This is a genomic window from Colwellia piezophila ATCC BAA-637 (assembly GCF_000378625.1).
Taxonomy (GTDB): Bacteria; Pseudomonadota; Gammaproteobacteria; order Enterobacterales; family Alteromonadaceae; genus Colwellia; species Colwellia piezophila.
Genome location: NZ_KB905170.1, coordinates 128,523 through 153,855 on the forward strand (window position 1 = coordinate 128,523; position 25,333 = coordinate 153,855).

Genomic DNA, 25,333 nt, shown 5'->3' on the forward strand with positions numbered 1-25,333 from the left:
AGCCTTAGTTTGGCTGATATAACTCTAACGGCAAACCATCGGGATCACTAAAAAAGGTAAACCTTTTACCGGTATATTCATCCACTCTTATCGGTTCAACATCAATACCCGCATTGGTTAAATGCTGACAAACTTGCTCAATACTGTCGACAATAAAGGCTAAATGCCTAAGCCCTTGAGCCTCTGGATAACTAGGTCTAGTGGCAGGAGCAGGAAAAGAAAATAACTCTATTTGTGTGCCATCAGCGAGTGCTAAATCAAGTTTATAAGAATCGCGATCTGCGCGATAATTTTCAGCTAACACTTTTAAACCTAAGATTTTGGTATAAAAGTGTTTAGATTTTTGATAGTCACAACAGATGATGGCTACATGATGTATGCCCTTTAACATGTTTATGGTTCCTTAATGCGCTTGCTTGATATAGCAATATTATTACCGACTAAAGCCGACAAGCTTTTATTGGCGGTATCATAACCTAGTTTGATCATTTCATCTGCCCGATGAAACTCTAAGGTACCACAGGCATTACGCGCTATTTCGACAAAGTAATCCGCAGGGTATGCCGCTAGTTTTTGCCGAGCAATAGTACTTTGCATGGCATCAAACGCTTGATTGGCAATATCATAGGCGCCCCAATCATTCACATTAAGCTGTTCGACCTGAGGCTTAAATCGTGCTAGGAAACTATTCAATTTACTTGCTGGCTGACTTTCAAAGGTACTTGCGTCTACCTCAGCAATGTTTAACGTTTTGACACTACCACCTAAGTTTACCGCGATTGTGAAATCAGTATTATCGCTAAAGGTAGGCGCTATTGGCACAGGATTAAGTACACCACCATCAATAAGATCTACACCACGGTAATGAAAAGGAGTAAAAAATAATGGTAAGGAAATAGAAGCCCTAATTGCATCGAACAAACTGCCAGAGCTAAGCCAAACTTCTTTTTCATTGGCAATATCAGCCGCTACGGCGGTATATTTAATGGAGAGCTCTTCAATATCGATATCACCCACTAACTCGATGAGCGTGGCAATTATTTTATCACCTTTAACTAGACCATTTTTTTGCCAAGATAAATCAAGTAAGGTTAAAATATCGACTTTGCTGATGTCCCTAACCCATTGCTCAAAGACATCAAGTTTACCCGCCGCATATATACCGCCAATTAAAGCCCCCATAGAACAACCAGAAATAGAAGCTATTTCAAACCCTTGCTCTTCTAGCCAATGAATAACGCCGATATGGGCTAAACCTCTTGCACCACCACTACCTAACACCAGCGAAATAGACTTTTTTTTATGCTCTGACATTGCTTACCCCTGCTAATTTTAACGTTAACCTTCAAACACCAAGTCATATTTAAACATTGCACTGTTAAGTAACCTGAATTCTGGATAAGCAGCACTTGCTCACTATTCCCCTTTATCCGATTATCCGCGTTAAAACGTCGATAAGTAACCCGTTATTCATAAACGTTTTGCCTTGATAATCGAATAAATTGAAACATTGATAGACTATATAGCGGCTTAATCTTGTAAATTTTGTTATTAACAGCCTAAGCTATTTTTTTACCTAAACATCAAGCACTCATTATCCAGAGTTCAGGTTAAGTAATTAAAAAGGCTGCTTTTCATAACAGGGTAAATCAGTTGGTAAGTTAAACCATGCTTGTTTTTCACTGGTCCAAATATGCATGCTTGGCTGTATTACTTGTGTATCAGCTAACGTACTCGGTTTTAATTTTATTTTATCAGGATCATCAGGGTTAAAATGATAGATACGATTGCCACAACCCGGACAGAATTTTGCCCCGTTAGTATTGCCATTATCTGCCAAACGGCGCCACTCATGCATTTCACCGGTAAATTCAATATCTGTAGTGTTAACTACGGCGGTAATACTAAAGGCACTGGTTGAAAGTTTTTGACATTGGCGGCAATGACAAGCAGCGATCATCAGTGGTGGCGCCAATAACTGATAAGTTACTTTGCCACACTGGCAAGCGCCTTTGATAGGATATTTAATTTCAGTCACATTAACTTCCTTATTGTATTTCAATGGGATATCAATAAATTTTAAGTTAGATTAATACTATAAAGTGAAATATAAAATATGCCAACAAGAAAGTAATCGAGAAAATCACCACGAACGGTTAACATTAAATATTAGGCAAAAAAAAACCCACGCAATATTTACATATTGCGTGGGTTTTCTCATATAGTCACTGATCTTTTAATAAATTAAAAGAAAGTGGCATCCCTAAGGGGATTCGAACCCCTGTTACCGCCGTGAAAGGGCGGTGTCCTAGGCCTCTAGACGATAGGGACACTGATTGATTTAACGAATACTATTACTAGTAAATATCATAAATCATTTCAAACTATCTAGCAGATTGCTCCGCTGATTTAATTAGACCAAGACTTCAATAATAGAAGTAAAATGGAAAAACTAAAACTCTAAATTCTTATTTTATTTACAGTAATAAGATAACTGCATGCTCTCTCTCATCAAACCTTTATCAGGTATAGATAGAAGTGGCATCCCTAAGGGGATTCGAACCCCTGTTACCGCCGTGAAAGGGCGGTGTCCTAGGCCTCTAGACGATAGGGACACAAGACTTAGCTAATAGCTAAAGTCAGAACAGTACTTAATTTTTTATAAGTTCAAGTAAACTTAGTTCTCTTTTCAGAGTAATGCTCTCTTTCGTTTATTTCTTTAACAGAACTAAATAAAAGTGGCATCCCTAAGGGGATTCGAACCCCTGTTACCGCCGTGAAAGGGCGGTGTCCTAGGCCTCTAGACGATAGGGACACAATATTTAGCTAATCGCTAAATTAGAACAGAGCTTAATTTTTTATAAGTTCAAGCAACTTAGTTCTCTTTTCAGAGTAATGCTCTCTTTTATCATGCCTTAAAAGGTAAGAATAAAGTGGCATCCCTAAGGGGATTCGAACCCCTGTTACCGCCGTGAAAGGGCGGTGTCCTAGGCCTCTAGACGATAGGGACACAATATTTAGCTAATCGCTAAATTAGAACAGTGCTTAATGTTTTATAAGTTTAAGCAAACTTTACCGCCTTTACCCTTGATTTATATAATAAATAAAAGGTAAAGAAAATAGTGGCATCCCTAAGGGGATTCGAACCCCTGTTACCGCCGTGAAAGGGCGGTGTCCTAGGCCTCTAGACGATAGGGACACAAATTAGTGTTTATATTATAAATAATATTAACAAACCAATTAAACTATCTATTTTTCGTTACGGAAAACGCAAGCGTTAACTTTAACAAAAAACCTAATATGGTGGAGCTATGCGGGATCGAACCGCAGACCTCTTCGCTGCCAGCGAAGCGCTCTCCCAGCTGAGCTATAGCCCCGAAATTTTCGGTTTATTTAATAACTGGCCTAATAGCTATTAAATATGCTCTCAACCAGTGGACCTAACACTTGCTGAAAGCGAGGCGCATTATGAGCAGCAGCCCCTAAACTGTCAACACTTATTTGTAAAAAAAAGCATTTATTTCGAAAGAAATGCTTTAACTGATCGCATAATGAGCAAGCTGCTTAATTATTGCCTCATTTCAACTAACTCTCTGTAATAATGGTGTAATTATTAACCAGCTATACAAATACTAATTATTATTAAAGTGATAGCCGACTCCTCTGCCCTATTTCGCCCTTGATATAATGATATTAACTTGTGTACCCTTAGTTACTTTATCTTTTGTCTTTTTAACGGTATGGTTTACATAACTTAGTCATACAATAGATAAAGCAGTAAACCGTATGCAGCTCAAAAAACTTAACATAGTCGCCATTGGCGGCGGACACGGTTTAGGCCGTGTACTCTCCACCCTCTCTTTTATGGGACATCAGCTCACTGGCATTGTCACCACCACAGACAACGGCGGTTCAACCGGCCGATTAAGAAAAAGAAGTAGTACTATTGCATGGGGTGACTTACGCAACTGTTTAACAGAGCTAGTTGATGATAACTCCATTGGTAGTCAGTTATTTAATTTTCGTTTTGAAGGCGAAGATGAACTCGGTGGCCATAACCTAGGTAATTTAATTCTATACGGCTTAGGAAAAGTACAATCAAGCCCAATGGACACTATCAAGCTCGTACGACGCCTTTTACGGGTACGAACGCAAGTATTACCTATGTCAGAAACACCAACAGATTTAATGGCTTTCTATCCTGAAGGCCGCTGTCGTCTCGGTGAGGTATCTGTTGATGACATGCCGATAATGCCTACCGATTTGATGTTAGCGCCGTTAGTTAAGTCTGTGAAGCCTTGTATTGACGCCATTAATAAGGCTGATCTGATTATTTTGGGTCCGGGTAGCTTCTTAACGAGTGTGGTGCCGCCGCTTTTAGTGAGAGATATCACCAAAGCACTTGATAGACGTAAAGGCCATTGTGTTTTTATTGATAATATAGTCGCCGAGCAAAGCCCTGCCGCTAAATTAACCCTAGATGAAAAGCTAAATTGGATTGAAGATAATATTGGTTGTTTACCAATTGACAGTGTTATTTGTCAAGATGAGCATATACATTCAGACCGAGTAAATGTAATTTGCCAAGATCTAGCCCACAATAAAGTGCCGCATCATCATGACAATGAAAAACTCATTCACGCCTTAGAAACATGCATAAAGCAATTTTCTAGTACTGCTAAAATAGAAATAGCGAGTTAATACTCGCTATTTAATATCTTAATATTGACTGTTTATACGTTTATAAGCGCTCTAAACGGTATCATCTTCACTGATACGACTTGCTACAGCACCTTTTTGGTCTTTATATTTTGCATCTGAACGTTTGTTATAGGGACGGTCAGCACTTGATGACATAGTCTCAAAGTTTAATGCCGCTATCTTCATTTTTGGCCGTAACGCTAGCGGTAATTTACCACTGTTAAAAAACTCTAGTACGATTTGACCAGACCAACCGGGATCGATGCGATGCGCTGTTGCGTGCACCATTAGCCCTAAACGTGCTAATGACGAACGACCATCAAGCCAACCAACAATATTATCAGGTAGTGTTACTGACTCATAAGTCACTGCCAACGCCAATTCACCCGGGTGTAAAAAGAAAGCATCACCATCGGCAATATAAATTTCATCACTCATGATAGCGTTCATCGCTTTTTGCACTTCAGCTTTGGGCGCGCTTAAATCGATATAAGGTGCGGTATGATCTTGAAAAACTCTAAACTCATTGCCTAAACGAATATCGACACTGACACCAGAGATCATCGAAGTCTCTGGTTTTGGCTCGATAATTATCTTTCCCTCATCAAGGCATTGCTCTATATCTTTATCACTTAATCTCATAATGGCTTTTATTTACCTTATTGCTCAAAATTTATATTGATTTTGTTGTTACTGTTGCTGTTAATGGACTGGCATTATCACACTGTAAAAATAACTGCGCCGACATATTACGCGCTATTTTACGGTAATGACTGGCTATTTCACCAGCGCTATTTTCAAAAACGGCTGATTCGCCCAAATCAGCGTCCTGTCGAATGGTAATATCTAAAGGTAATTGCCCTAATAATTTAGTTTCATACTCTTGAGCCATGTCTTCACCACCTGCTTCACCAAATATGTGACTTTGATGACCGCAGTTTTCACAGATGTGGTAACTCATATTTTCAATAATTCCTAATACCGGTACTTTTACCTTATCGAACATAGCAATGCCTTTAACGGCATCAATTAAAGCGATATCTTGTGGTGTAGTCACTATCACAGCAGCTGCCACCGGCACTTTTTGCGCCAACGTCAGTTGAATATCTCCGGTACCCGGTGGCATATCAATTAACAAATAATCGAGTTCTGGCCAATCGGTTTCATTTAACAGTTGATTAAAAGCAGTGCTCGCCATTGGGCCTCGCCAAACAGTGGCATCGGCTTGGTCGACTAAAAAACCAATCGACATAGCGCTTAAGCCATTGACCTTAAGTGGCGTCATCAGCTTGCCATCACTTGAGCTCGGTTTTTCATTTTTAAGGCCCAGCATTGTTGGTATTGACGGACCATAGATATCAGCGTCTAAAATACCGACTTTTGCGCCCTCGCTCATTAAGGCATAAGCAAGGTTAACAGTTGTGGTTGATTTACCTACCCCGCCCTTACCTGATGCGATGGCGATAATATTAGCGATCTTTCCTTGAGGAGGTATACCTTGAGATAAAGCCCTTTGTCCATTGCCCTCTTGCGCTTTACCAAGAGAGAATTGACGCACGGGTTTTATTGCTAACTCAACGTTAATACTCACTTCACAGGCCAAACTCTCACTTAACGTTTGCGCCACTAGGTCTAGCTCACCTTGACAAACAAAAGGCATCACTAACTTAATGATGATGGTTTTATGTTGAGAAAGGGTAAACTGTTGGCAAACAGATAAAACGCCTTGGGGAAAATTATCAGAAATATAATGCGTTAAGGACTCTTTAATGAGTTGTTCTACCTCAAGCGCGCTGAGTGGTTCATCGCCCGATTTAATGCCAGTTTTTGGGGTTTGCTTCGAAAAAAATTTACCGAACATAGTGTCTTGAAAACCTTAATAAGAGAAATAGCGAAATTAGTTGCATTCAACTAATGAAAATCATTGCTAAATTCTGTACTATTGCCGGCATTATTACCATCAAAAACAACTATTTTTCATGTCTGAAACTACTTTATCTGAAGCTACATCAAACGCTGCATCGCATTCTTTACAAGAAAAGCGCAAAATTCTCGTTACTTGTGCCCTGCCTTATGCCAATGGTTCTATCCATTTAGGGCATATGTTAGAACACATTCAAACCGATATTTGGGTACGTTTTCAACGAATGCGTGGACATGAAATTTATTTTGTCTGTGCTGATGATGCGCACGGCACACCGATTATGCTAAAAGCACAAGAGCTGGGCATAACACCTGAAGAAATGATCAAGGGTGTGCGTGAAGAGCGTATTAAAGACTTTAGTGACTTTCACATCAGCTTTGATAATTACCATACAACGCACAGTAAAGAAAACAAAGCCTTCTCAGAAGAGATATACAACCGTTTATATGCGAAAGGCCATATTAAAACCCGTGTAATTTCTCAGTTATATGACCCTGAAAAAGGCATGTTCTTAGCTGACCGTTTTATTAAAGGCACTTGCCCAAAATGTAAAAGTGAAGATGAAAACGGTGATAGCTGTGACAACTGTGGTGCGACTTATTCACCAACAGAAGTATTAAACCCACGTTCAGCTATTTCAGGCGCTACCCCGATATTAAAAGATTCAGAGCATTACTTCTTCGATTTACCTGCTTTTGAAACCATGTTAGCAGAGTGGATACGCAGTGGTACCCTACAAGAAGAAGTCGCTAATAAACTCAATGAATGGTTCGAACAAGGATTAAAACAGTGGGATATCAGCCGAGACGCACCTTACTTTGGCTTTGAAATACCTAATGCGCCAGGTAAATTTTTCTACGTATGGCTAGATGCGCCTTGTGGTTACATGGGCAGCTTTAAAAACTTATGTGATAGAGAAAATATCGACTTTGACAGCTATTGGAATAAAGACTCAGATGCCGAGCTTTATCACTTTATCGGTAAAGACATTATTAACTTCCACAGCCTATTTTGGCCAGCCATGTTAGAAGGCGCGGATTTCCGCAAACCTACGGCTGTTTTTGCCCATGGTTTTGTTACCGTGAACGGCGAAAAAATGTCTAAATCAAAAGGTACCTTTATAAAAGCCAATACCTATTTAGCGCATTTAAACCCTGAATACTTACGTTATTACTACGCAACTAAACTGACACACAAAATTGATGATTTAGATTTAAACCTTGAAGATTTTGTTCAACGTGTAAATTCTGATTTAGTCGGTAAAGTGGTAAATATCGCCTCACGCTGTGCTAGCTTTATTTATAAACGCTTTGACGGCATGTTATCAACTAACATTGATAATCAAGAATTAGCGGATGAAGTAATGGCTGCCGGTGATAGCATTGCTGCCCATTATGAAGCACGTGATTTTGGTCGTGGTATGCGTGAAATCATGGCACTAGCTGATAAAGTAAATGAATATATCGCGGTGAAAGAACCGTGGCAGTTAGTGAAAGACGAAACTAAGCAGCAAGAAGTACAAGATATTTGTTCCCTTGGCATTAACATGTTCCGTACCCTAATGATTTACCTAAAGCCGGTACTTCCTGTACTTGCCGATAGCACGGCTGCATTCTTAAATGATGAGCTAACGTGGGAAGGTCATAAAACATTATTAACTGACCATAAAATCAACAAGTTTAAAGCGTTATTACAACGTGTTGATATGGATAAAGTTAATGCGATGACTGAAGCGTCCAAAGATAGCTTAGCCGGCGCTGCTGAAGATGAAAAGAAAAAATCTAAGAAAAGCAAGAAAGCCAAGCCAGCTAAAGTCGTTGATAACAGTGCAGCGTTAGCTGATCCGTTAGCAGCTGACCCTATTTCTGAAGAAATTCAATTTGATGATTTTGCTAAAATCGATTTACGTATAGTTAAAATCATTAATGCTGAGCATGTAGAGAAAGCAGATAAATTATTAAAGCTAACGTTAGCGCTTAATGAAGAAGGCACTGAAACTCGTCAAGTATTCGCCGGCATTAAGTCAGCGTACAACCCAGAAGATTTAATTGGTAAACATACTGTGATGGTTGCTAACTTAGCGCCACGTAAAATGCGCTTTGGACTATCTGAAGGTATGGTACTTGCTGCAGGTCCGGGTGATAAAGACTTATGGATATTAAATCCAGATGATGGTGCTATCGCGGGCATGCGCGTTAAGTAGTTTAACCATTACTAGGCATTGCTAAGCACCACTAATCCTACAAATAAAAAGGTACCTATCCCAAGGTACCTTTTTTTATAAAGCAGATAAACTAGTAGCAAGTGCCTTAACATGGCAACAGTTTGGTCGTTATTATCAGGTTAACCGCTTAAATTTAAACAATATTTAAAAAAAATTTAACATTAAGGTGTCCCGTCGCTTTATAAAATAGCGTACTCTGGTAAATAGAAATTAGGTTAAATCAGGTAAAAACTATTGATCGCTAAAATAAAGCAACTCATCCCCAAGGTGTCATTATCCTCCCGCATCATAGTAGCCATGATGGTTGGCTTAACATTGGGCACACTCACCTCAACGGTATATCTCGGTGTAGATGAACTCGCTGATGGCTTTGTGATGCTACTGCAAATGACTGCGCTACCTTATATTGCCTTGTCACTTATTGTCGGCATTGGCGGCTTAAACCCAAGTAAAGTCACTAATACTTTAAAGACCAGCTTGATCATTTTAATGACGCTATTGGCGATAGTATTAACTTTTATCTTGCTCGCCCCTATCGCCTTTCCAGATTGGGAGAGTGCTGACTTTTATAGTATTAACACCATCAGTACCGCACCAGTATTTGATATTATTTCACTTTTCATACCGACGAATCCTTTTTATGCTTTGGCCAACGGATTAATACCTAGCGTGGTATTGTTTAGTATCTTTATTGGTGCGGGATTAATGCAGGTAAAAGAGAAAAAGCGCACTTTAGCGGTATTAAACGGCTTAAACAATGCTGTGGTTAATGTCAGTAATATGGTGATGCGTTTCGCCCCAGTGGGCATATTTTGTATTGCCCTTAGAGCTGCAGCGACCATAGACAGCGAACAACTTGACGGCTTGCAAGTTTACATAGTTACCTCGGCTGTATTGGTATTCTTACTGACATTTATTGTTTTACCGGCCATTGTTGCGACCATTACCCCTTTTAGTTATCGACAAGTGCTTGCCACCTCTCGCCAAGCCATGATCACCGCTTTTGCTACCGGTAGTTTCTTTGTTGTGATCCCACAAATTGTTGAAAAAGCAAAACAATTGATTGAACAATTACCTAGCGCTAACAATGATAATAAGGTACTTAAAGCCGATGTGAGTAATATGCCTAGCATTATTGTTCCCATATGCTTTAGTTTCCCTGTTGGCGGTAAACTTTTAGCGTTATTATTTACCTTATTTGCTGCCTGGTTTTCTGGCTCGCAAGTCAATAGTAATGACTATCTACATTTATTACTCGCGGGTATTCCGCAGTTATTTGGCACCCCGACCATCGCTATTCCTAACTTATTAGATATTTTTAATGTGCCAGGCTCATTATTTGATTTATTTCTAGTCGCCGAAAATATCATTGTTGGTCGTCTTAGCGCGCTACTTAGCGTTATTTTTTCCATGAGCTTAGTCTTACTTATAGCGACTAGCATGTTAAAAGGTTTCACTTTTAAATGGCGCGCTTTTGCCCGCAACTTACTGCTGTTGCCACTTATATCTATCATCGCCTTTGTCACATTACGCTATACCTTTGATGCTATTAGCTACCAATACCAAGGTTACAGTAAATTTATAGAAAGAGACTTTGTTATGCTCGACGGTAAAGCTAAGGTATTAGCCGAGCCAGATCTGAGTGGCAATAAAAATTTATTAGGCATGGGTGTTTTAGATAGAATAAACCAACGAGGTTTTATTCGTGTCGGTTACTTCCGTGATGATTTACCCTACACGTTTCATAATCAACAAGGTAAGTTAGTCGGTTTTGATATTGAGATCATTAATTTACTGGCCGACGATTTAGGCGTGTCAATCGAGTTTGTGCGTATTTTCCATAAACAAGCGAAAAATCTGCTGTCTTCGGGCTATTTAGATATGACCACAGGTGTTCCGGTAACACCAAAGAACATGAAGCAATATACCTTAACGGTACCCTACTCTAGTCAGTCGATGGCTTTTTTGGTGAAAGAACATCGTCGTAAAGAGTTTAGTGATTGGCAAAGCATTTTTTCTCGCGATGATTTAATCATCGGTATTCCAGAAATTTTTCACAGTGAAAATATTGTCCGTCGTTATTTTGAAAAACCGACAGTATGGGAAATATCAACACCACGGTTATTTTTTAGGGAAGAGTATCAACATATTGATGCCATGCTTTTTGGCGCTGCTACAGCTTCCGCTTGGACTTTGATCAACCCGGAATACACCGTCATTGTTCCCAAACCCGCCAGGCCACAAATCTCTATGGCGTTTGCCATAAACATCCAGGACAATACCTTTGAAATTTTCATGCGTAATTGGATAGTTATGATGCAAAAAAACCAAACTATTGATAAATTATTTACTTATTGGATAGCAGGTAAAAGTCATTCTTCCCTATCTAAATTTTCCCAAGTAGTAACCAACAAGGAGAAACAACATGATTAAACGACTGTTAGCACTGTTAATCACCATGCCAATATTAGCGAGCTGTACTGGTAACTACACCTTTGAAAGTAACGTTAAGCCTAACAATGCACAGCAATATTTTAGTGCCAGTAAGGTAAAGATTTTTAATGACGAAAGTGAATTTATGTCAAGTTTCCAGTATGTCGGTTTAGTCGAGGGGGAAGATTGCCAAAAAGAGCAACATTTAGCAGCCCCCGATGAAATTAATGCCCGTACCCAAGCAAGACAAGTCGCATTCAAGCTAAAAGCTAACGCCGTTATTTTCACTAGTTGTGTCGCTATAGAAACTAAACAATGTGTCGCGCAAGTGGTTTGTTACGGTAAAGCTTATCAATTAGGCGCTCCACATGAGGCACTAGAGCCATAATATGCCAAAAACAAATAACGAGTTACCTTCATCACAAAGCTTTCAGTTTGAAACCATAGGGTTGATAGAATCACCTTATCAAGAAAAGTTTGCTATACCGCGCCAGCCCAATCTAGTCAGTGCTGCCAAAGGAAAAGTGGTACTAATAGGCGAAGCAAATAATCCTGACTTGATTCGTGATATTGAGCAGTTTAGTCATTTATGGCTGCTATTTGTTTTTCATGGTACGCAAGCACAAGGCTGGAAGCCTTTAGTTCGGCCACCACGTCTTGGCGGCAATGTAAAAACAGGGGTACTGGCTACGCGTTCAACGTTCCGCCCCAATCCCATTGGCATGTCTGTGGTCAAACTTGATAAGGTTGTGACCGTAAAAAAGCAAACTGTTTTACATATCTCCGGGTTAGATTTACTCAACGGTACGCCAATACTCGATATAAAGCCCTATATCCCCTATTCTGATGCCATTGTCGATGCCCAAGCAGGTTTTGCCCAAGGCCAACCTGACGCAGGCTTATCAGTGCAATTTAGTCGACAAGCACAGCATGGCTTATCAGCACATCTCGATGAATATAGTGACTTATCATTGTTGATTGAACAAGTATTGGCACAAGATCCTCGACCTGCCTACAAACAGGGGAAAAGGGATGATAAAATTTATGGCATGAGTTTGTATGATCTTAACATTACCTGGCAACTCACCGGTTTAAGACAAGTTGAAGTACTTGCTATCAACAAACGAGTCGAATTAAGTTCTAAATAAATACTAATAAGTACAATGTGAATACTCGTTAGCAATATAGAAAATAAGAGGATAAAAATGAGCCAATACCGCATAACAAAAACATCGGCGAAGCAGATACCACTCGACTGGTCATCAGTTACCGCCCTTGATATCCGTATTTTTCCTTGGTATGAAAGTGGTGAAAAACAAGACACACAAGTAAAAATTGTTGCCAATGACAAGACACTATTCATCCAAGTTATTGCGCAAGACAAGTACAGCTTCGCCAAACAAACCGAGCTTAACCATATGTTGGTCTGTGCAGACTCTTGTGTGGAGTTTTTCTTCAGCCCCTCGGGCGTATTAGGCAGCAGTTATGTAAATTTAGAGGTGAATTGCTGCGGTACCTTACATTTAGCCTACGGCGCAGGCAGAGATAATCGACAATTTATCAGCCTTGAAACTGCCAGTTTAATAGCGCGACAAACTAGTCTTAACGCTCCTGTTAAAATAGAAAGTGAACATGATAACGAATGGCGCGTTGAGATAGCCTTACCTTTTTCCGCTATCGAGCAACTAACCGGCGAAAAGGTGAATAAAGACCAGTGGTTTGCTAACTTTTATCGTTGTGGCGGTAGAACTGAGCCACAGTACGCGGTATGGAATAATATTGACGTAGCCACGCCTGATTATCATCGTCCTGAACACTTTGGCGAGTTGGTGTTTATATAGCTTTTATGACAATTTTCTACATAGGTAAGTGGAATTCAAAAAAAGTTTACCTTCATTTTTTCCTGATATAGTAGAAATAAGTACTTTATTCCTATCTAGTTAGCCCCCAGATCGAGATAGAGCTAACAGTAATTTTACCACATTATAGTCTTTTACTCCTGATTCAGACCATACTTAATTGGTTCAGGTTAGTGCTATTAACCGACAATCGCTCATGGATATCAATCGATCACTATTACCACTGCGGACATTAACATTTAACCTGTAGTATTGATTTGAATTAGATTTTGTATCGATAAAGCGCATTCAGTGGTTTATCCGTTGTAATGTTTTGTTAGATTGATCTTCCAAAACACTATTGACCATTTCAGGGTATTCTCTCATAAATTGTATAAACTCTCTTTCCACATCTTTAGTTGCTGCTATTTCACCTTTAACCACTTGAATGAAGCTCTCCTGCTGCCGATTAATCGGTTTGATTTCTCCCTTAATTAACAACATAAGATATTTTCCAGCATAGCTAATTAAATGCTGGGTGAGAGGACTATAATCATCGGTTAATTTCACATCGAAGCCACCGTCTACAAGAAATTTCATATGTGAATCTGGAAAAATATTTGTCACATCAGCCATATTTTTCAGTAGATGAAAGATCATTTCTTCATTTCTTAAAATGTCGACATGGCTGCTGTTAAAACCAAACTGATTACGAGATTGCCTTTGTGCTTCTGGATGCAATTGACTTGAGAGTGGTACAACGCCATCGCTGTTTTCACCGAGTTTTAATATGTCGGAATTATTATAGGCATAAAAAAGTTGGTGATTGACAAATTTAGGTAGTGGTTTTCTATAGAGTTTTTTTATAAATGGGCTAGCAGGATTTAAATCACGCCATGATGGTAAGACGATTAAGCCATGTTTTTCACCTGAAGCAGCCGAAGGATGGCCGCCGAGCGGGCTTGCAATGCTAACAAATAGTTCAACTTTATTTTCTTTCTCCTTCCCTTGGTAATTATTAAATGCTTCTCGAACTATAAGCCCGCCCATACTATGAGCAACCACAATCATAGGCATGTCTCCCATAGGGACAACTGCTCCTGATAGAAAAATATCATAAAAAAAATCAGCTAACTGATCTAGATCGCCGCCAGAGGGGTAATAGAAAAACCAGGCTTGATAACGGTTTTTATCCATATGTTCAATAATAGCTTTAAATGATCTCGAGCTACCACCAATTCCGTGCACAAAAACAACTGGGATTTTATGTGCAACGCCTTCTTTTAAGGCGTAAAACATGGTTGGGGCGTATTCTAGGAATGAAGCTGGATCATACATGCCCATAGTGGAAATTTTTTCATCAAACATTGGATCATCAAGCCTGCGAATGGTTCCTGCCGGATAATATAAGGATCGCTCTGTCTCAATGATTTCAGGAATTAAAATAGTTTCAGCCCAGACTACATTAAAGCTTGCCGCTATTTCAATATCCACATGCTTAACTATTTTATCTGGAAAATTGGTAGTATCTAGCACAAGCTCTCTCTTACCTACTATTTCAGATTGGTCAAACATCTGGTCTTTATTTATGTCGGCATAAATCAGTAATGTGTAAACACCTTCTGGAAGATTTAAACCATAATGTGTTCCCGTTCCATAAAAGAACATAGTATCGACTCGTTCAGCCTTTTTGAATTTACTGGAATAGGCGGCGATAGCCATAGATGCATTCGGGTAGTTGTTTGGTTTAGGTATTGACTTACCCCAGACAAAAAAAGTTTCTTTATCTAGCATATGCTTTAAATTGACTTGACTGGGATCAGCTTTTTGAAGTTTTGTATACTCCGCCTGAATGGCAGAGTATTTTAGGTAAGTGCATGACGTCAGCAAGAAAGCTAAACAAATAGTTATAACATTAAATTTGTTAATCAAACCATATACTCTTAATTGTTTTGTCTCTGGTATAGACAGCTATATTGTACGAGTAACACTGCACTTCAACACTTATTGTGATTTCAGCTTCATAAGTTCAAGGCACAAATATATTATTAATTAAGACCAATATCACATAATTTCAAAGTGTTAGGAAGTCATAAATATAATTACTCACAATTTTTTAATATTATGAATACGTCTAAATAAGGCTTATTTTAAGAAATGTTATCAAATACAACTATGTCGGCAGGTATTCGGTGCATTACGAACACTGCCTCATAATAAATCATTAGAAAATATATGGCAAAATATCTAATGCTAATGTCCATAATGTGCGCTAAGTGAGCCTTATTAGCCAAGGGTGGAACGGCTGTTGATCGCTCTAAGGAGACATTAATATTTTCAACCTCTTACGTCAACTAATCGCACAGACTTGTCGTAAAACATATACCACTTTGTGCCCCACAGTGAGTTAGATAATCAAGATTACTTTTGCCAAAAAACAATTAAATAAAACAGAGGGCAAGTTAGGCAAAAAAAACAAAACCGTTCGCTCAGTAATGACGCACTTATAAGTCACCTATAGGAAGAAAAAATAGTTACTTGCGCCAATAGACAATTTTTCTATTCTCTGTTCATCGCCTGTTTTATTGAAGAAATATGTTGTGGCCCCATACGACAGCAACCCCCAATAATATTCGCTCCGGCATTTAACCAAGATATTGATGCATGGCCACATTCACTAGGTGATGCCGTTCCATGCCATGTTTTGCTAATTGGATCATAATCTTCACCGGAATTAGGATAAACAACAATAAATTTTTCAGGACATGTGGATTTTATTCTCTTAATTAACTCAACAATATATTTCGGGTTTGTACAGTTTACACCTAACGCAATAGGGTTCACGCTGTGATTAAACTCTTTTACACACTCTTCAATTGGTGTGCCGTCGTTTAATTGTTGTCCATTTTTACAAGAGAAGCTAAGCCAGGCTGGTTTCATTTGTTTTTCAAGTAGCTCTTTCAATATACGAGCTTCTTGCAAACTTGGAATAGTTTCACATGCAAATAAATCAGCGTTGGTTTGAGCTAGAAATTTTATTTGTGCTTGATGATGAGTTCTCAATACTTCATCATTAACACCATAATTACCGTGATACTCTGAGCCATCGGCTAAACTAGCACCATAAGGACCAATACTTGCGGCCACAAAAGCACGCTCAGTATTTGGATTGTTCAACATAAATTCATCAATTGCTTGTTGCGCCAATAAAACCGAGCTGATAATTAAGTCACCTGCTTGTTGTTCGTTTAATCCTGATTGAATAAGACCTGAAACAGTTGCTTGATAACTTGCTGTGATCAAACATTGAGCGCCAGCGTTTAAATAATATAAATGAGCATCTACAATTGCTCTTGAATGAGACAATAACAAATGAGCCGACCACAGATCATTATTAAGATCAAATCCTTGGCTTTCTAATTGATTAGACATACCTCCATCTAACAAAAGTTTTTTACCTTCGTTGAGGAAGTTAAAAATTCTCAGTTTTTTAAAAGGGGAGCTATTCATAATAATATAATCTTTGTATTGTGCTTAAAACAGATATGACTACTGTTAGTGTTATCCTGACATTAATCTTTTCGTTATATAACGTCAACGTTGATAAAACTTATCGTTACGGATTAGTTGTGACAATGATAAATTTATCACAAAGTAACCATAAAACCTGTGGCGAAATGTGCCCCTTTGCGAGATAGCGCTAAAGATAATTTTCAGTTCACCTCAAAAGCAGTATGAATAACATTGATTATTTATTCATCAGCTTTGGTTTTAAAGTTAATTCAGTTGCATAGTTAGAATAGCGCGAGTAAGTAGCACTAAGCAGTGCCTTAGCTAAAGAAAAGTTCTCATCTAATGGAATTACTTGGGTTAGTAAACCGTAGCCAATATTATATAGATACGCATCTTAAACTTAGCCATTCATTGAGTTTATGGATTTCTTATTACAATGGTTTTCTTGCAATAATCTGGGCAATAGCTTGTTTTCCTGATTCAGTAATAGCATCAGTGTTATTTGCATCAATGACCCCTTCAAAACTATGGATAATATGCCAATCAGAAAAGAGCTCAGCCAACTCACCATGTTTTAATAAAAAACTAGGATTTTTGGGGCGGCCAAATTTGGGCTGATCTACGGTAAATGTTTCATAAACAACATAACCACCCGCAGCAACAGCTTGCTTGATTTGTTCAAAAAGAGGTCGGTGTAAATAACGAAAAACGATTATTGCTGAAAAGGACTGACCTACTAGAGGTTTTATACCCTCTTGTTCAAAATTTATCTGCCAAAAGTTTGCCAATGATTTTACCCCGCCATAATGACTCGTTAGGGTACTTTTCACCTGTTCAAGAGCTGACTCTTTTATATCAGCAAATACAACAGGGATGTTTTGATTGAGAAGATAAAGGCCATTTCTGCCACTACCACAGGCAAGATCAAGCACTGATGCTTGACTATTTGCCTCATGTAATAGCTCAATAGTTTTTTCTAATAACGGGGAATGATTCAATTGAAGCTAACCTTTTCTAAACTTTAATGTCGTTTAATGAAGTAATTTTTTCGGCCATGACTTTCTACATTGATAAGTTGAATAATAACGCGCCGAACTTGGTGTTTGGAATATCAAGTCAGTGATAATGCCTGAAATAACAGTTATCGCAACTAAACAATGCCAAACATATTCATCTAAAAGAAATACAGGTGAGCAGAGTCAATTTAATTTACATAACAAGCCCCTTATTTGTCATTCTCGAAGTTTTATGATCGAGAATCCATATTATTTGCTTTATGGATCTTCGACAGGACAACTCGAAGATGACGACTATAAAACTACTCACTTGCTGTTCATAAGGTCTTAAATACCAAAAAGCGCTAAACAGTTGAACTGCTTAGCGCTTTTTATTTCCTGTCACAATACTCTACTCGTTAGAGGTACTACTGAGTTAAAATATGGTGATCAATTGTCAATTTAGTGATCGTGACCACAACTACTATCGGCACTGTGTACATGGCCGTGAGTAATTTCGTCTTCAGTTGCTTCACGTACGTCAACGATATCAATATCAAAAGTAAGTACTTTACCGGCTAATGGTGGGTTGATATCAACAGTCACCATAAATTTACCCACTTTAACGACAGTCACTTGGCGTTGACCACCGTCAGTTTGAACAGCAGCAGTCATGCCTTTTTTCCATTTAGCATTTTTGCTTGGTAAACCTTGTAAGTGTTTAACCGGAACACGTTGCTCTAAACCTTCTTGGTATTCACCGTAAGCTTCTTCAGGTTGTAAAGTTACTGAAAACTTATCGCCAGTCGCTTTTCCTTCAAGTGCTGTCTCTAAGCCCGCTAAAGTATTGTTAGAACCATGTAAATAGGCCAGTGGTTCATGACCATTTGATGACTCTATTTCTTCTCCCGCTTCATTTTTAAGGGTGTAGTGAAAGTGAGCAACAGTTTTTTCAGTGATTTTCATAGTGATCTCTTTTTTAATACTTCTGTTTATTACTCAAACGAGTAAAATAATATTTAATGTTATGGTGCTCAGTTTACCTTGCTTTACGCTTTATTTAAAAGAATTTAAATAGCTTTAGTGACTAAGCAAGTTGATTTGTGTCCATCTCCCCTGTCGATATTCTTATGCCCATAAGAGTAGGATAACCACACTTAAGACAATCAACAACATACCTAAGTACTCTTTTATGGTGATAGTTTCTTTAAAAACGCGATAGGTTAATGCCAAGGTAATAAAGAACTCAACCTGCCCTAACGCTTTAACATAAGCAGCATTTTGATAACTTGCGCCAGTAAACCAACCAATTGAGCCCAGTACACTGGTAATGCCGACAAATAAGCACAAACGCCAATGTTTAAGTATCAAGGGTAATTGTGATTTATCTTGTAGGTAAACATAAACCAATGAAATAACGGATTGTACCGTGATCATAAACACCAGAGTAACCGCAGCACTGACCATTAAATCGGTATTAAGCGCCAAACTCGACTCACGGATCAGTAAGGTGGTAATTGCTAAACCAAGGCCGGCAGCTAAGCCATAGCCCATACCAATGAGGCCTTGGGAGTCAGCTAAAATGTCTTTGACTTTAAATTTCACTTTCGACACTAAAAACACCCCGGCGACACCGACAACGACACTAAACCAACCTACCCCCGAAAGCGTAGCGCCAAAAAATAGCGCGCCAACGATGGCCACTTGAATGGCTTCCGTTTTCGCTAAACTGGTGGCCACAGCAAAATTTCGGTAGCGAAAAGCGGCCACTAAACACGCGGTGCCCCATATTTGCATCACACAGGCGATTAATGCGTATTGTAAAAATTCGTTATTGAGCTCGGGTACTAGCACTTGCCTAAAATCAAGCAGCCACCATAAATAAAGCCAAGCAAACGGCAATGCATACCAGTAGCGAACACCTGTGGTAGCCATGGAGTTAAGTTTAGCTGATAACTGCTTTTGTCCTGCGGTTCTTACTGCTTGCATAAATGCAGCGAGCAAGGTGAAATAAATCCAAATTTCCAACGATGTATCCTTACTGGTTTTTACTATTTAGTGATCTTTACTATTCAGTGATTACTACTATCTAGTGATTAGCGTACCGTTATTCTGTTTGAGATTTTATTACTGAGCAGTCTTACTCACTTATCATGCAGACTTAGTAAGTTAAAAATCATCTAAGCTTTTAACTTACTGTCTGGGCATGAAACTCATATTGTTTATCTAAACTACTAACACCCAAACCACTGAGCTTACTGACTTTAATCTGCACGCCGATACGCTCTTTCAAGGCCTCAACATGACTTATAACGCCAATCATTTTACCGCTGGCGTTTAGATTATCGAGAGCATCAAGGGCTACTTCCAAGGTATTGTTATCTAAAGTACCAAAACCTTCATCAAGGAATAATGAATCGATACTGGTCTTATTGCTGACTAAATCTGAAAGCGCCAAAGCTAACGCCAAACTAATTAAGAAACTTTCCCCACCCGATAAGGTTTTTATATCGCGAGCAGTGTCCCCTTGCCAAGTATCAACAACTTCGAGTGCCAAATTATCACTTTGTTGACATTGCAGTTGATAACGAGCAAATAATCGTTCTAACTGGGCGTTAGCTAAGTGCACTAAATTACTTAGCGTTAACCCTTGAGCAAAACGTCTAAATTTAGCGCCATCAGCTGAGCCAATTAACGCATTTAGGTGGCTAAGGTCATCCAAAGCCAGTTGCGCTTGTTTTATTTGTTCAAGCAAAGATTGTTGTTGAATTTTATTGGTTTTATCGTGGCTAATTTGTTGGCTGTATTGACCTGTTTTTTGCTGACATTGTTTTAACAATTCTGACAAGTTAATTAGTGTATTTGCAACAGATTCATCATCAAAATCAACGGCACCACTGTCGCTCAATTGCGCCTTTTTATCTGCTAACTCTAACGCTACTTTTTCACCTTGAGTTATCAATACTTGCGCTTGCTTTTTGCCATCACTAAGGTCGATAGCAAGCTTATGAAGTTGCTGTGCTTTTTCAGGACTAATCAATGCCAACAAAAATTGTTCTTCATCGATAAAAGTACTGGAAGAGAAGTCTTTATCCCAATCAACTTTCACCTTGCCATTTTGTTTCGACAGCGCTTCTAATTGAGCTTCAGCTGTGGTTAATTGGCCTTTATTAAGTTGTTGAACTGACAATTTATCATTATGTTCAACATCTGCAATATTCAACGATTCCTCACTCACTTCTCGTTGCTTATTTATATTTTCTCTCAACATAATAGAGTCTTGCATAGCAAGTTCATCAACACCAAGTTCAGTCAGCAAGGTAACCCGCAACGAACTATTGCGTGCTAGTTCACTTTCTTGCTGACTTAATTGTGTTTTTGTTTGGCTTAGCTGACCTTGATGCTGCTCAACTTGTTGGGTTAACAAAGCCAAGTTATTTTCAAGGCTTATTAACTGTTCTTGTGCGGCTTGGTGAGTGTTAACAATGCCTTGATATTCTTGCCCCTGTTTCGAGACCGACTTCAGCCAATTTTCATCAATACATAGGTCTTGGTATTGCTCGTCACTTTCACTTATTGGTAAGGCTATTTTAGTTGCGGTAATGTCTGCTAACAATTGGGTATTGTCGGTGGCAATAGTTTGTTGTGCTAACGCTAAATCGTTAAGGATTTTTGTCTTAACCTTGTGTTGAGCATTACCTTGCTCTTGGACCAATTGTAATTGGCTCTGCTGAGTAGATAATTGCTTCTCACCCTGAATTATTTGTTCCGCGGTTTGTTGTTGAATCTGGCTGTTTTCTTGCAATTGTTGTTGTAAGGAAACGAGCTCTTCAAGCTGATGCAAGGTATGGTTTAGTTGCTTATTTAAGTCATGTTCAGCATTGATGTTTTGTAATAAAAACGGCTGTTCATCTTGGTTTTTCGCAAAGCCTTTATCAGCAAATTGGTTCAATTTTAACGACTGCCAATCCTGCTCAATACCATTTTGCTCGTTTACTATAGCGTGCAGACGACTTTGCTGTTGTGAAAGTCGCTCGGTTAATTGTGCTTGCACGTTATTGAGCTGTTTACCCTGAGTTTCTAATGTCGCTAATTCATTTTTGAGCAGTGTTAAACGATTTTGATGTTCATCACTATCCAACGATTTATAGTCACTGATTGCTGGATGCTCAACCGAACCACACAAAGGACAAGCGTCTTCAGGTTGAAGTTTTGCTCTGTGCTCACTTAACGCCATAATAGTTTGTTGCTGAGCAAGTAACGTTTCTACATCTTTTTCCTGACGTTTAGTCGCACTATAGGTATGCCGTAACTGTGTTAGTTGCTGCTCTGTTACGTCGAGTTGTTTTTTGTCGTTGAGTTGTTGCAGTGAAAGCGTTTGATGCTCTTGCCCTAACACATGAAAACGCTTGGCTAGCTGCATAGCTTGTTTTAACGTTAACTGTTGGTTTTTCCTATGAATGACCGCTTGACTAAATACCGCCGCTATTTCAGTAATATTAAGATCAGCGCGATTAACCTGCCCAAGCTCAGTTTCTTTAGCCTCTTCCCCATTGGAGAGGTGATCAAGGATGGCTTTAGCCACTTGGCTATTGCCGATAAGTTGTTGTACTTGCTCAACCATCACTTGCTGTTGATTATTAAGCTGCTGTAATTGCCCTTCGCTATCAGCAATTTGTTGCTGTTGACCTTGCTGCTGAGACGTTAAGCCTAACAGTGTTTTTTCAACACTGCTTTGATCGCTTAATAAGCGCTGCATACTGGCTTGCTGCACGGTTAATTGCTGATATTGATTTTGCCAGAGAGGTAGTTTTTCAGGCAGTTGCTGTAGCGCTTGGCCGTTAGCTAAGTAAGCTTTTTGCTGCTCAACTATTGTAAATGCTTTTTGTTGCTCAACGCCTGCGGCCTTTAGCTTATCGGTATTAAGGGTTAGCGTTTGCGTTTGTGTAGCGACATTATTATTTGTTTCTTGCAAGGTCGCTTTTTGATGGCTGATTGTATACTCCAGCGGTTCAATCTTTTCATGCAATACTTGCTCAATCACTTTGCGCTGCGTTTCCGCTTCAAGGTGAGTAGTTTTTAGCTGTGTTAAGGCAGCTTCACTTGTTATAACCGCGTGGTCGAATACTTCTAGTTGCTGTGTTTGATTAGTAACTTGTTGTAAGGTTTGTTGATATTGCTCACGGTAGTGCAACATTTTCTCATAGGGCGCACGAAGTGGCTCAGCAATGGTAGATTGTGCCAGTAAAGCTAGCTCACTTTTCGCTAGTTTTTCTTGTGCCTCTACCGCTGTTAATTGCTGTTTGGCGGCTTTTTGGCTTTGTTCATTGGCAACATAGTTTGAGCTCCAACTTTTTACCCTTTGGGCTTGCTGCAATTGTTTATTAAACTGCTTTTCTTCATCAATGGTTTGTTCAAGTTGCCGCTCAAGTTCACTGACTTGCTCATCGTCGAGTAAAGTGACGCCCTGACTTTTGGCTTGTAATAACTTTAACTCAACACTAGCACTGCGATGATTGTCAAAAACTTGTTGTGATATATCACCGTAAATTTCAGTACCGGTAAGTTGCTCGAGTAATTGTGCGCGTTCATTGGGTGGCGCATTTAAAAAGGCAGCGAACTCTCCCTGAGAGAGCATCATTGACTTGGTAAAACGTGAGAAGTTAAGCCCTGTTAATTCACTAATATCACTGCGCACAGTTCTAAGCTTGTCTGACACTATGGTGCCATCAAGTTTTGCTAACTCAGCAACAGGCTCTAATAAATTACCATCAAGTTTATTACGGGCGCGTTTTTGGCTCCAAAAGGCTCTGTAACCCTGTCCTTTTACCTCAAATTCAACCTCAGCCATGCAATGACTGGTATGGCGTGTCATTAATTCATTTTGTTTTTTCGAAACGGTTAAACGTGGTGTTTCATGATAAAGCGCCAAACAAATAGCATCGAGTATGGTGGTTTTACCCGCGCCCGTAGGACCAGTAATAGCAAACAAACCATTGTTATCAAAGGGGGGTTCACTAAAGTCTATTTTCCAACTGCCTTTGAGTGAATTGATGTTCTCAAAGCGTAAACTTAATATTCTCATGCGTTATCTTGCTCTACTTCTTCAGCCTTAACGGCCGGCTTAACTACCGAATTAGCTACCGGATTAACTGCTGATTTAGTTTGTTTTATTTTTGCTGTCTCGGTAATTTGCTCAGCAGATAAATTAGCTTGTTTCTGCTCTGCTGCTAATTCTACTGAAATCTCGGTAAATAATTGCTTTAAACGGGTTTTACGAGCGACTTCATCTGTTTGCCAGTCAAGTTGCGATAAACGCGAATCAAATACTTCCATTAAAGATAACTCACTTAAGGTGCTGTTATCTTGCTGTGAAAGTTGCGCCTGTCGGCGTTGTCGCGCCTTTTTACAACGACGTACCAGTAACACTTCAAAAGGCATATCACTGGCTAATTCATTCACCCGTTGTGATAAGTCACTTAAGTGGTCGCCATTATCAATTTCGATATCAAGCCAAGCTTTTATCTCAACAGCGCTATTTACTTTTATCGACGCTGTCGTTGCTAAGTGTGCTTGTTGCTCTTTAAACCGTTCAAACTCAGCCAAGGTGGCATTCAAACTTGACTCAAGTTCATCGACAGAAGTTTTGACCATATATAAGGGTTGAAAACAGGGCACGAAAAGATCGCTAACTTGGCTAAGTTTTCCGCAAGTAAACTCAACCATTAACACCCGTTTATCTTGACTAGCTTCATCAAAACTCAATGGTATGGGTGAGCCGCAATAACGAATATGATCTGACTTGGCAATTTTTTGGGCGCGGTGGATATGACCTAGGGCAATATAATCGGCCGGTGGAAAAGCACTCGCGGGAAAGGCTTCTAATGAGCCAATGTATATATCTCTTACTGAATCACTTTTACTGTCAGCTACCGACACACCCAGCGCCGTTAAATGACCGGTAGCAATGATTGGCAGTTGCTCGCCCTCTGCTAGGTTCAACTCTTTCGATAAACATTTTGATAGTTGCAACGCGTGTTGATAGAGCGCTTGATAATGATCACTGATCGCTTGTTGCAAGCTTTGTTGCTTATCCTTAGCTGACTGTCCTGCCCTACTTTTGATAACATCACGGGGACGAACAAAAGGAATAGCGCAAATAATGGCTGATGGTTGCCCTTTGGCATTCATTAGTGGGAAAACTTGCTGATTAATGATGTGAGCTGCATCAGTTTCATTTTCACAAGCTGCTGCACTTTCTTTATTGTCTTTACTTTCTAGTGCTTCTTCAGCAATTGATACCGGGATGACTTGGCTAATTACTCGGGTCGATAAACTGGCTAACACCGCTTGCGATTCAGCTAACATAGCGACAGAGTCATGATTTCCGGCCAAAATAATAAGTTGGCAATTCGTTTGGTGTAGTTTGGCAATAAAATCAAAGTACATTTCACGGGCATAACTTGGCGGTGTCGAGGTATCAAAAATATCACCCGCGACGATAATCGCATCAATATTGTGACTGCTAACTTGTGCTAATAACCAAGTAAGAAATTGTTGATGTTCACTGGCGCGGCTTTTGCCGTAAAAATATTGGCCAAGGTGCCAATCTGAAGTATGGATAATACGCATAAAACGGTAAGAAAACTGTGCAATGAAGAGTTATTGATAGTTTACCTGAACAAGCAAATTAAGTGTAGTCGCG

Annotated in this window: 18 protein-coding genes and 6 tRNA genes; 6 read left to right on the plus strand and 18 right to left on the minus strand. The window is 39.3% G+C overall.

What is annotated here, in order from left to right; translation table 11 throughout:
* Nucleotides 1–4 precede the first annotated feature (4 nt).
* The 9 genes from gloA2 to F580_RS0117690 form a co-directional block, all read right to left on the minus strand.
* The gene (gene gloA2, locus F580_RS0117650) at nucleotides 5–391 is read right to left on the minus strand and encodes an SMU1112c/YaeR family gloxylase I-like metalloprotein (protein WP_019029081.1); all 387 of its coding nucleotides are present in this window, start codon (nucleotides 389–391) and stop codon (nucleotides 5–7) included.
* Nucleotides 392–393: 2 nt separating this feature from the next.
* Nucleotides 394–1,314: a patatin-like phospholipase family protein gene (locus F580_RS0117655; RefSeq protein WP_019029082.1), complete on the minus strand. Its 921-nt coding sequence runs from the start codon at nucleotides 1,312–1,314 to the stop codon at nucleotides 394–396.
* A 304-nt stretch (nucleotides 1,315–1,618) separates the two neighbouring features.
* Nucleotides 1,619–2,038 carry a GFA family protein gene (locus F580_RS0117660; protein ID WP_019029083.1) on the minus strand — a complete coding sequence of 140 codons (420 nt, stop codon included), beginning with the start codon at nucleotides 2,036–2,038 and terminating at the stop codon, nucleotides 1,619–1,621.
* Nucleotides 2,039–2,255: 217 nt separating this feature from the next.
* Nucleotides 2,256–2,331: transfer RNA gene (locus F580_RS0117665), tRNA-Glu, on the minus strand.
* Nucleotides 2,332–2,539: 208 nt separating this feature from the next.
* Nucleotides 2,540–2,615: transfer RNA gene (locus F580_RS0117670), tRNA-Glu, on the minus strand.
* A gap of 124 nt (nucleotides 2,616–2,739) precedes the next feature.
* Nucleotides 2,740–2,815 (minus strand) — tRNA-Glu (locus F580_RS0117675).
* A gap of 119 nt (nucleotides 2,816–2,934) precedes the next feature.
* Nucleotides 2,935–3,010, minus strand: a tRNA-Glu gene (locus F580_RS0117680).
* A gap of 113 nt (nucleotides 3,011–3,123) precedes the next feature.
* Nucleotides 3,124–3,199 (minus strand) — tRNA-Glu (locus tag F580_RS0117685).
* Between the two features lie 102 nt (nucleotides 3,200–3,301).
* Nucleotides 3,302–3,377 (minus strand) — tRNA-Ala (locus tag F580_RS0117690).
* 409 nt (nucleotides 3,378–3,786) lie between these two features.
* Here F580_RS0117690 and F580_RS0117695 point away from each other — a divergent pair.
* Complete coding sequence (locus F580_RS0117695; RefSeq protein ID WP_019029084.1) at nucleotides 3,787–4,701, plus strand: gluconeogenesis factor YvcK family protein; 915 nt, start codon at nucleotides 3,787–3,789, stop codon at nucleotides 4,699–4,701.
* 51 nt (nucleotides 4,702–4,752) lie between these two features.
* Here the strand turns inward: F580_RS0117695 and dcd are convergent, their stop codons facing one another.
* Nucleotides 4,753–5,343: a dCTP deaminase gene (gene dcd, locus F580_RS0117700; RefSeq protein ID WP_019029085.1), complete on the minus strand. Its 591-nt coding sequence runs from the start codon at nucleotides 5,341–5,343 to the stop codon at nucleotides 4,753–4,755.
* A gap of 31 nt (nucleotides 5,344–5,374) precedes the next feature.
* Entirely contained in the window at nucleotides 5,375–6,562 is a 1,188-nt protein-coding gene (gene apbC, locus F580_RS0117705; RefSeq protein WP_019029086.1) for an iron-sulfur cluster carrier protein ApbC, read from the minus strand.
* Between the two features lie 118 nt (nucleotides 6,563–6,680).
* Here apbC and metG point away from each other — a divergent pair, with 118 nt between their 5' ends.
* From metG to F580_RS0117730, 5 genes are all read left to right on the plus strand, one after another.
* Nucleotides 6,681–8,828 carry a methionine--tRNA ligase gene (gene metG, locus F580_RS0117710; RefSeq protein WP_019029087.1) on the plus strand — a complete coding sequence of 716 codons (2,148 nt, stop codon included), beginning with the start codon at nucleotides 6,681–6,683 and terminating at the stop codon, nucleotides 8,826–8,828.
* A 255-nt stretch (nucleotides 8,829–9,083) separates the two neighbouring features.
* On the plus strand, nucleotides 9,084–11,282 hold the full coding sequence (locus F580_RS0117715; protein ID WP_157443161.1) for a cation:dicarboxylate symporter family transporter: 2,199 nt from the start codon (nucleotides 9,084–9,086) through the stop codon (nucleotides 11,280–11,282).
* A complete protein-coding gene (gene rcsF, locus F580_RS0117720; RefSeq protein WP_019029089.1) occupies nucleotides 11,275–11,670 on the plus strand; it encodes an Rcs stress response system protein RcsF in 396 nt (131 codons plus the stop codon). Before F580_RS0117715 ends, rcsF begins: the two co-directional genes overlap by 8 nt.
* Nucleotide 11,671: 1 nt before the next feature.
* A complete protein-coding gene (tsaA, locus tag F580_RS0117725) occupies nucleotides 11,672–12,430 on the plus strand; it encodes a tRNA (N6-threonylcarbamoyladenosine(37)-N6)-methyltransferase TrmO (RefSeq protein ID WP_019029090.1) in 759 nt (252 codons plus the stop codon).
* A gap of 57 nt (nucleotides 12,431–12,487) precedes the next feature.
* The gene (locus F580_RS0117730) at nucleotides 12,488–13,123 is read left to right on the plus strand and encodes a carbohydrate-binding family 9-like protein (RefSeq protein ID WP_019029091.1); all 636 of its coding nucleotides are present in this window, start codon (nucleotides 12,488–12,490) and stop codon (nucleotides 13,121–13,123) included.
* A gap of 306 nt (nucleotides 13,124–13,429) precedes the next feature.
* Here F580_RS0117730 and F580_RS0117735 read toward each other — a convergent pair whose 3' ends face one another.
* The 7 genes from F580_RS0117735 to F580_RS0117765 form a co-directional block, all read right to left on the minus strand.
* Entirely contained in the window at nucleotides 13,430–15,052 is a 1,623-nt protein-coding gene (locus F580_RS0117735) for an alpha/beta fold hydrolase (RefSeq protein WP_019029092.1), read from the minus strand.
* 627 nt (nucleotides 15,053–15,679) lie between these two features.
* Nucleotides 15,680–16,630, minus strand: a complete 951-nt coding sequence (mmuM, locus tag F580_RS0117740; protein WP_019029093.1) for a homocysteine S-methyltransferase — start codon at nucleotides 16,628–16,630, stop codon at nucleotides 15,680–15,682.
* A 434-nt stretch (nucleotides 16,631–17,064) separates the two neighbouring features.
* Nucleotides 17,065–17,631, minus strand: a complete 567-nt coding sequence (locus tag F580_RS0117745; RefSeq protein ID WP_019029094.1) for a methyltransferase — start codon at nucleotides 17,629–17,631, stop codon at nucleotides 17,065–17,067.
* A 459-nt stretch (nucleotides 17,632–18,090) separates the two neighbouring features.
* Entirely contained in the window at nucleotides 18,091–18,594 is a 504-nt protein-coding gene (locus tag F580_RS0117750) for an FKBP-type peptidyl-prolyl cis-trans isomerase (RefSeq protein WP_019029095.1), read from the minus strand.
* A gap of 162 nt (nucleotides 18,595–18,756) precedes the next feature.
* A complete protein-coding gene (locus F580_RS0117755; RefSeq protein ID WP_019029096.1) occupies nucleotides 18,757–19,656 on the minus strand; it encodes a DMT family transporter in 900 nt (299 codons plus the stop codon).
* Between the two features lie 160 nt (nucleotides 19,657–19,816).
* Nucleotides 19,817–23,713, minus strand: coding sequence for an AAA family ATPase (locus F580_RS0117760; protein ID WP_019029097.1), 3,897 nt, complete (start codon nucleotides 23,711–23,713; stop codon nucleotides 19,817–19,819).
* Complete coding sequence (locus F580_RS0117765) at nucleotides 23,710–25,260, minus strand: exonuclease SbcCD subunit D (RefSeq protein ID WP_019029098.1); 1,551 nt, start codon at nucleotides 25,258–25,260, stop codon at nucleotides 23,710–23,712. The genes F580_RS0117760 and F580_RS0117765 overlap by 4 nt, the downstream gene beginning before the upstream one ends.
* Nucleotides 25,261–25,333: the final 73 nt, after the last annotated feature.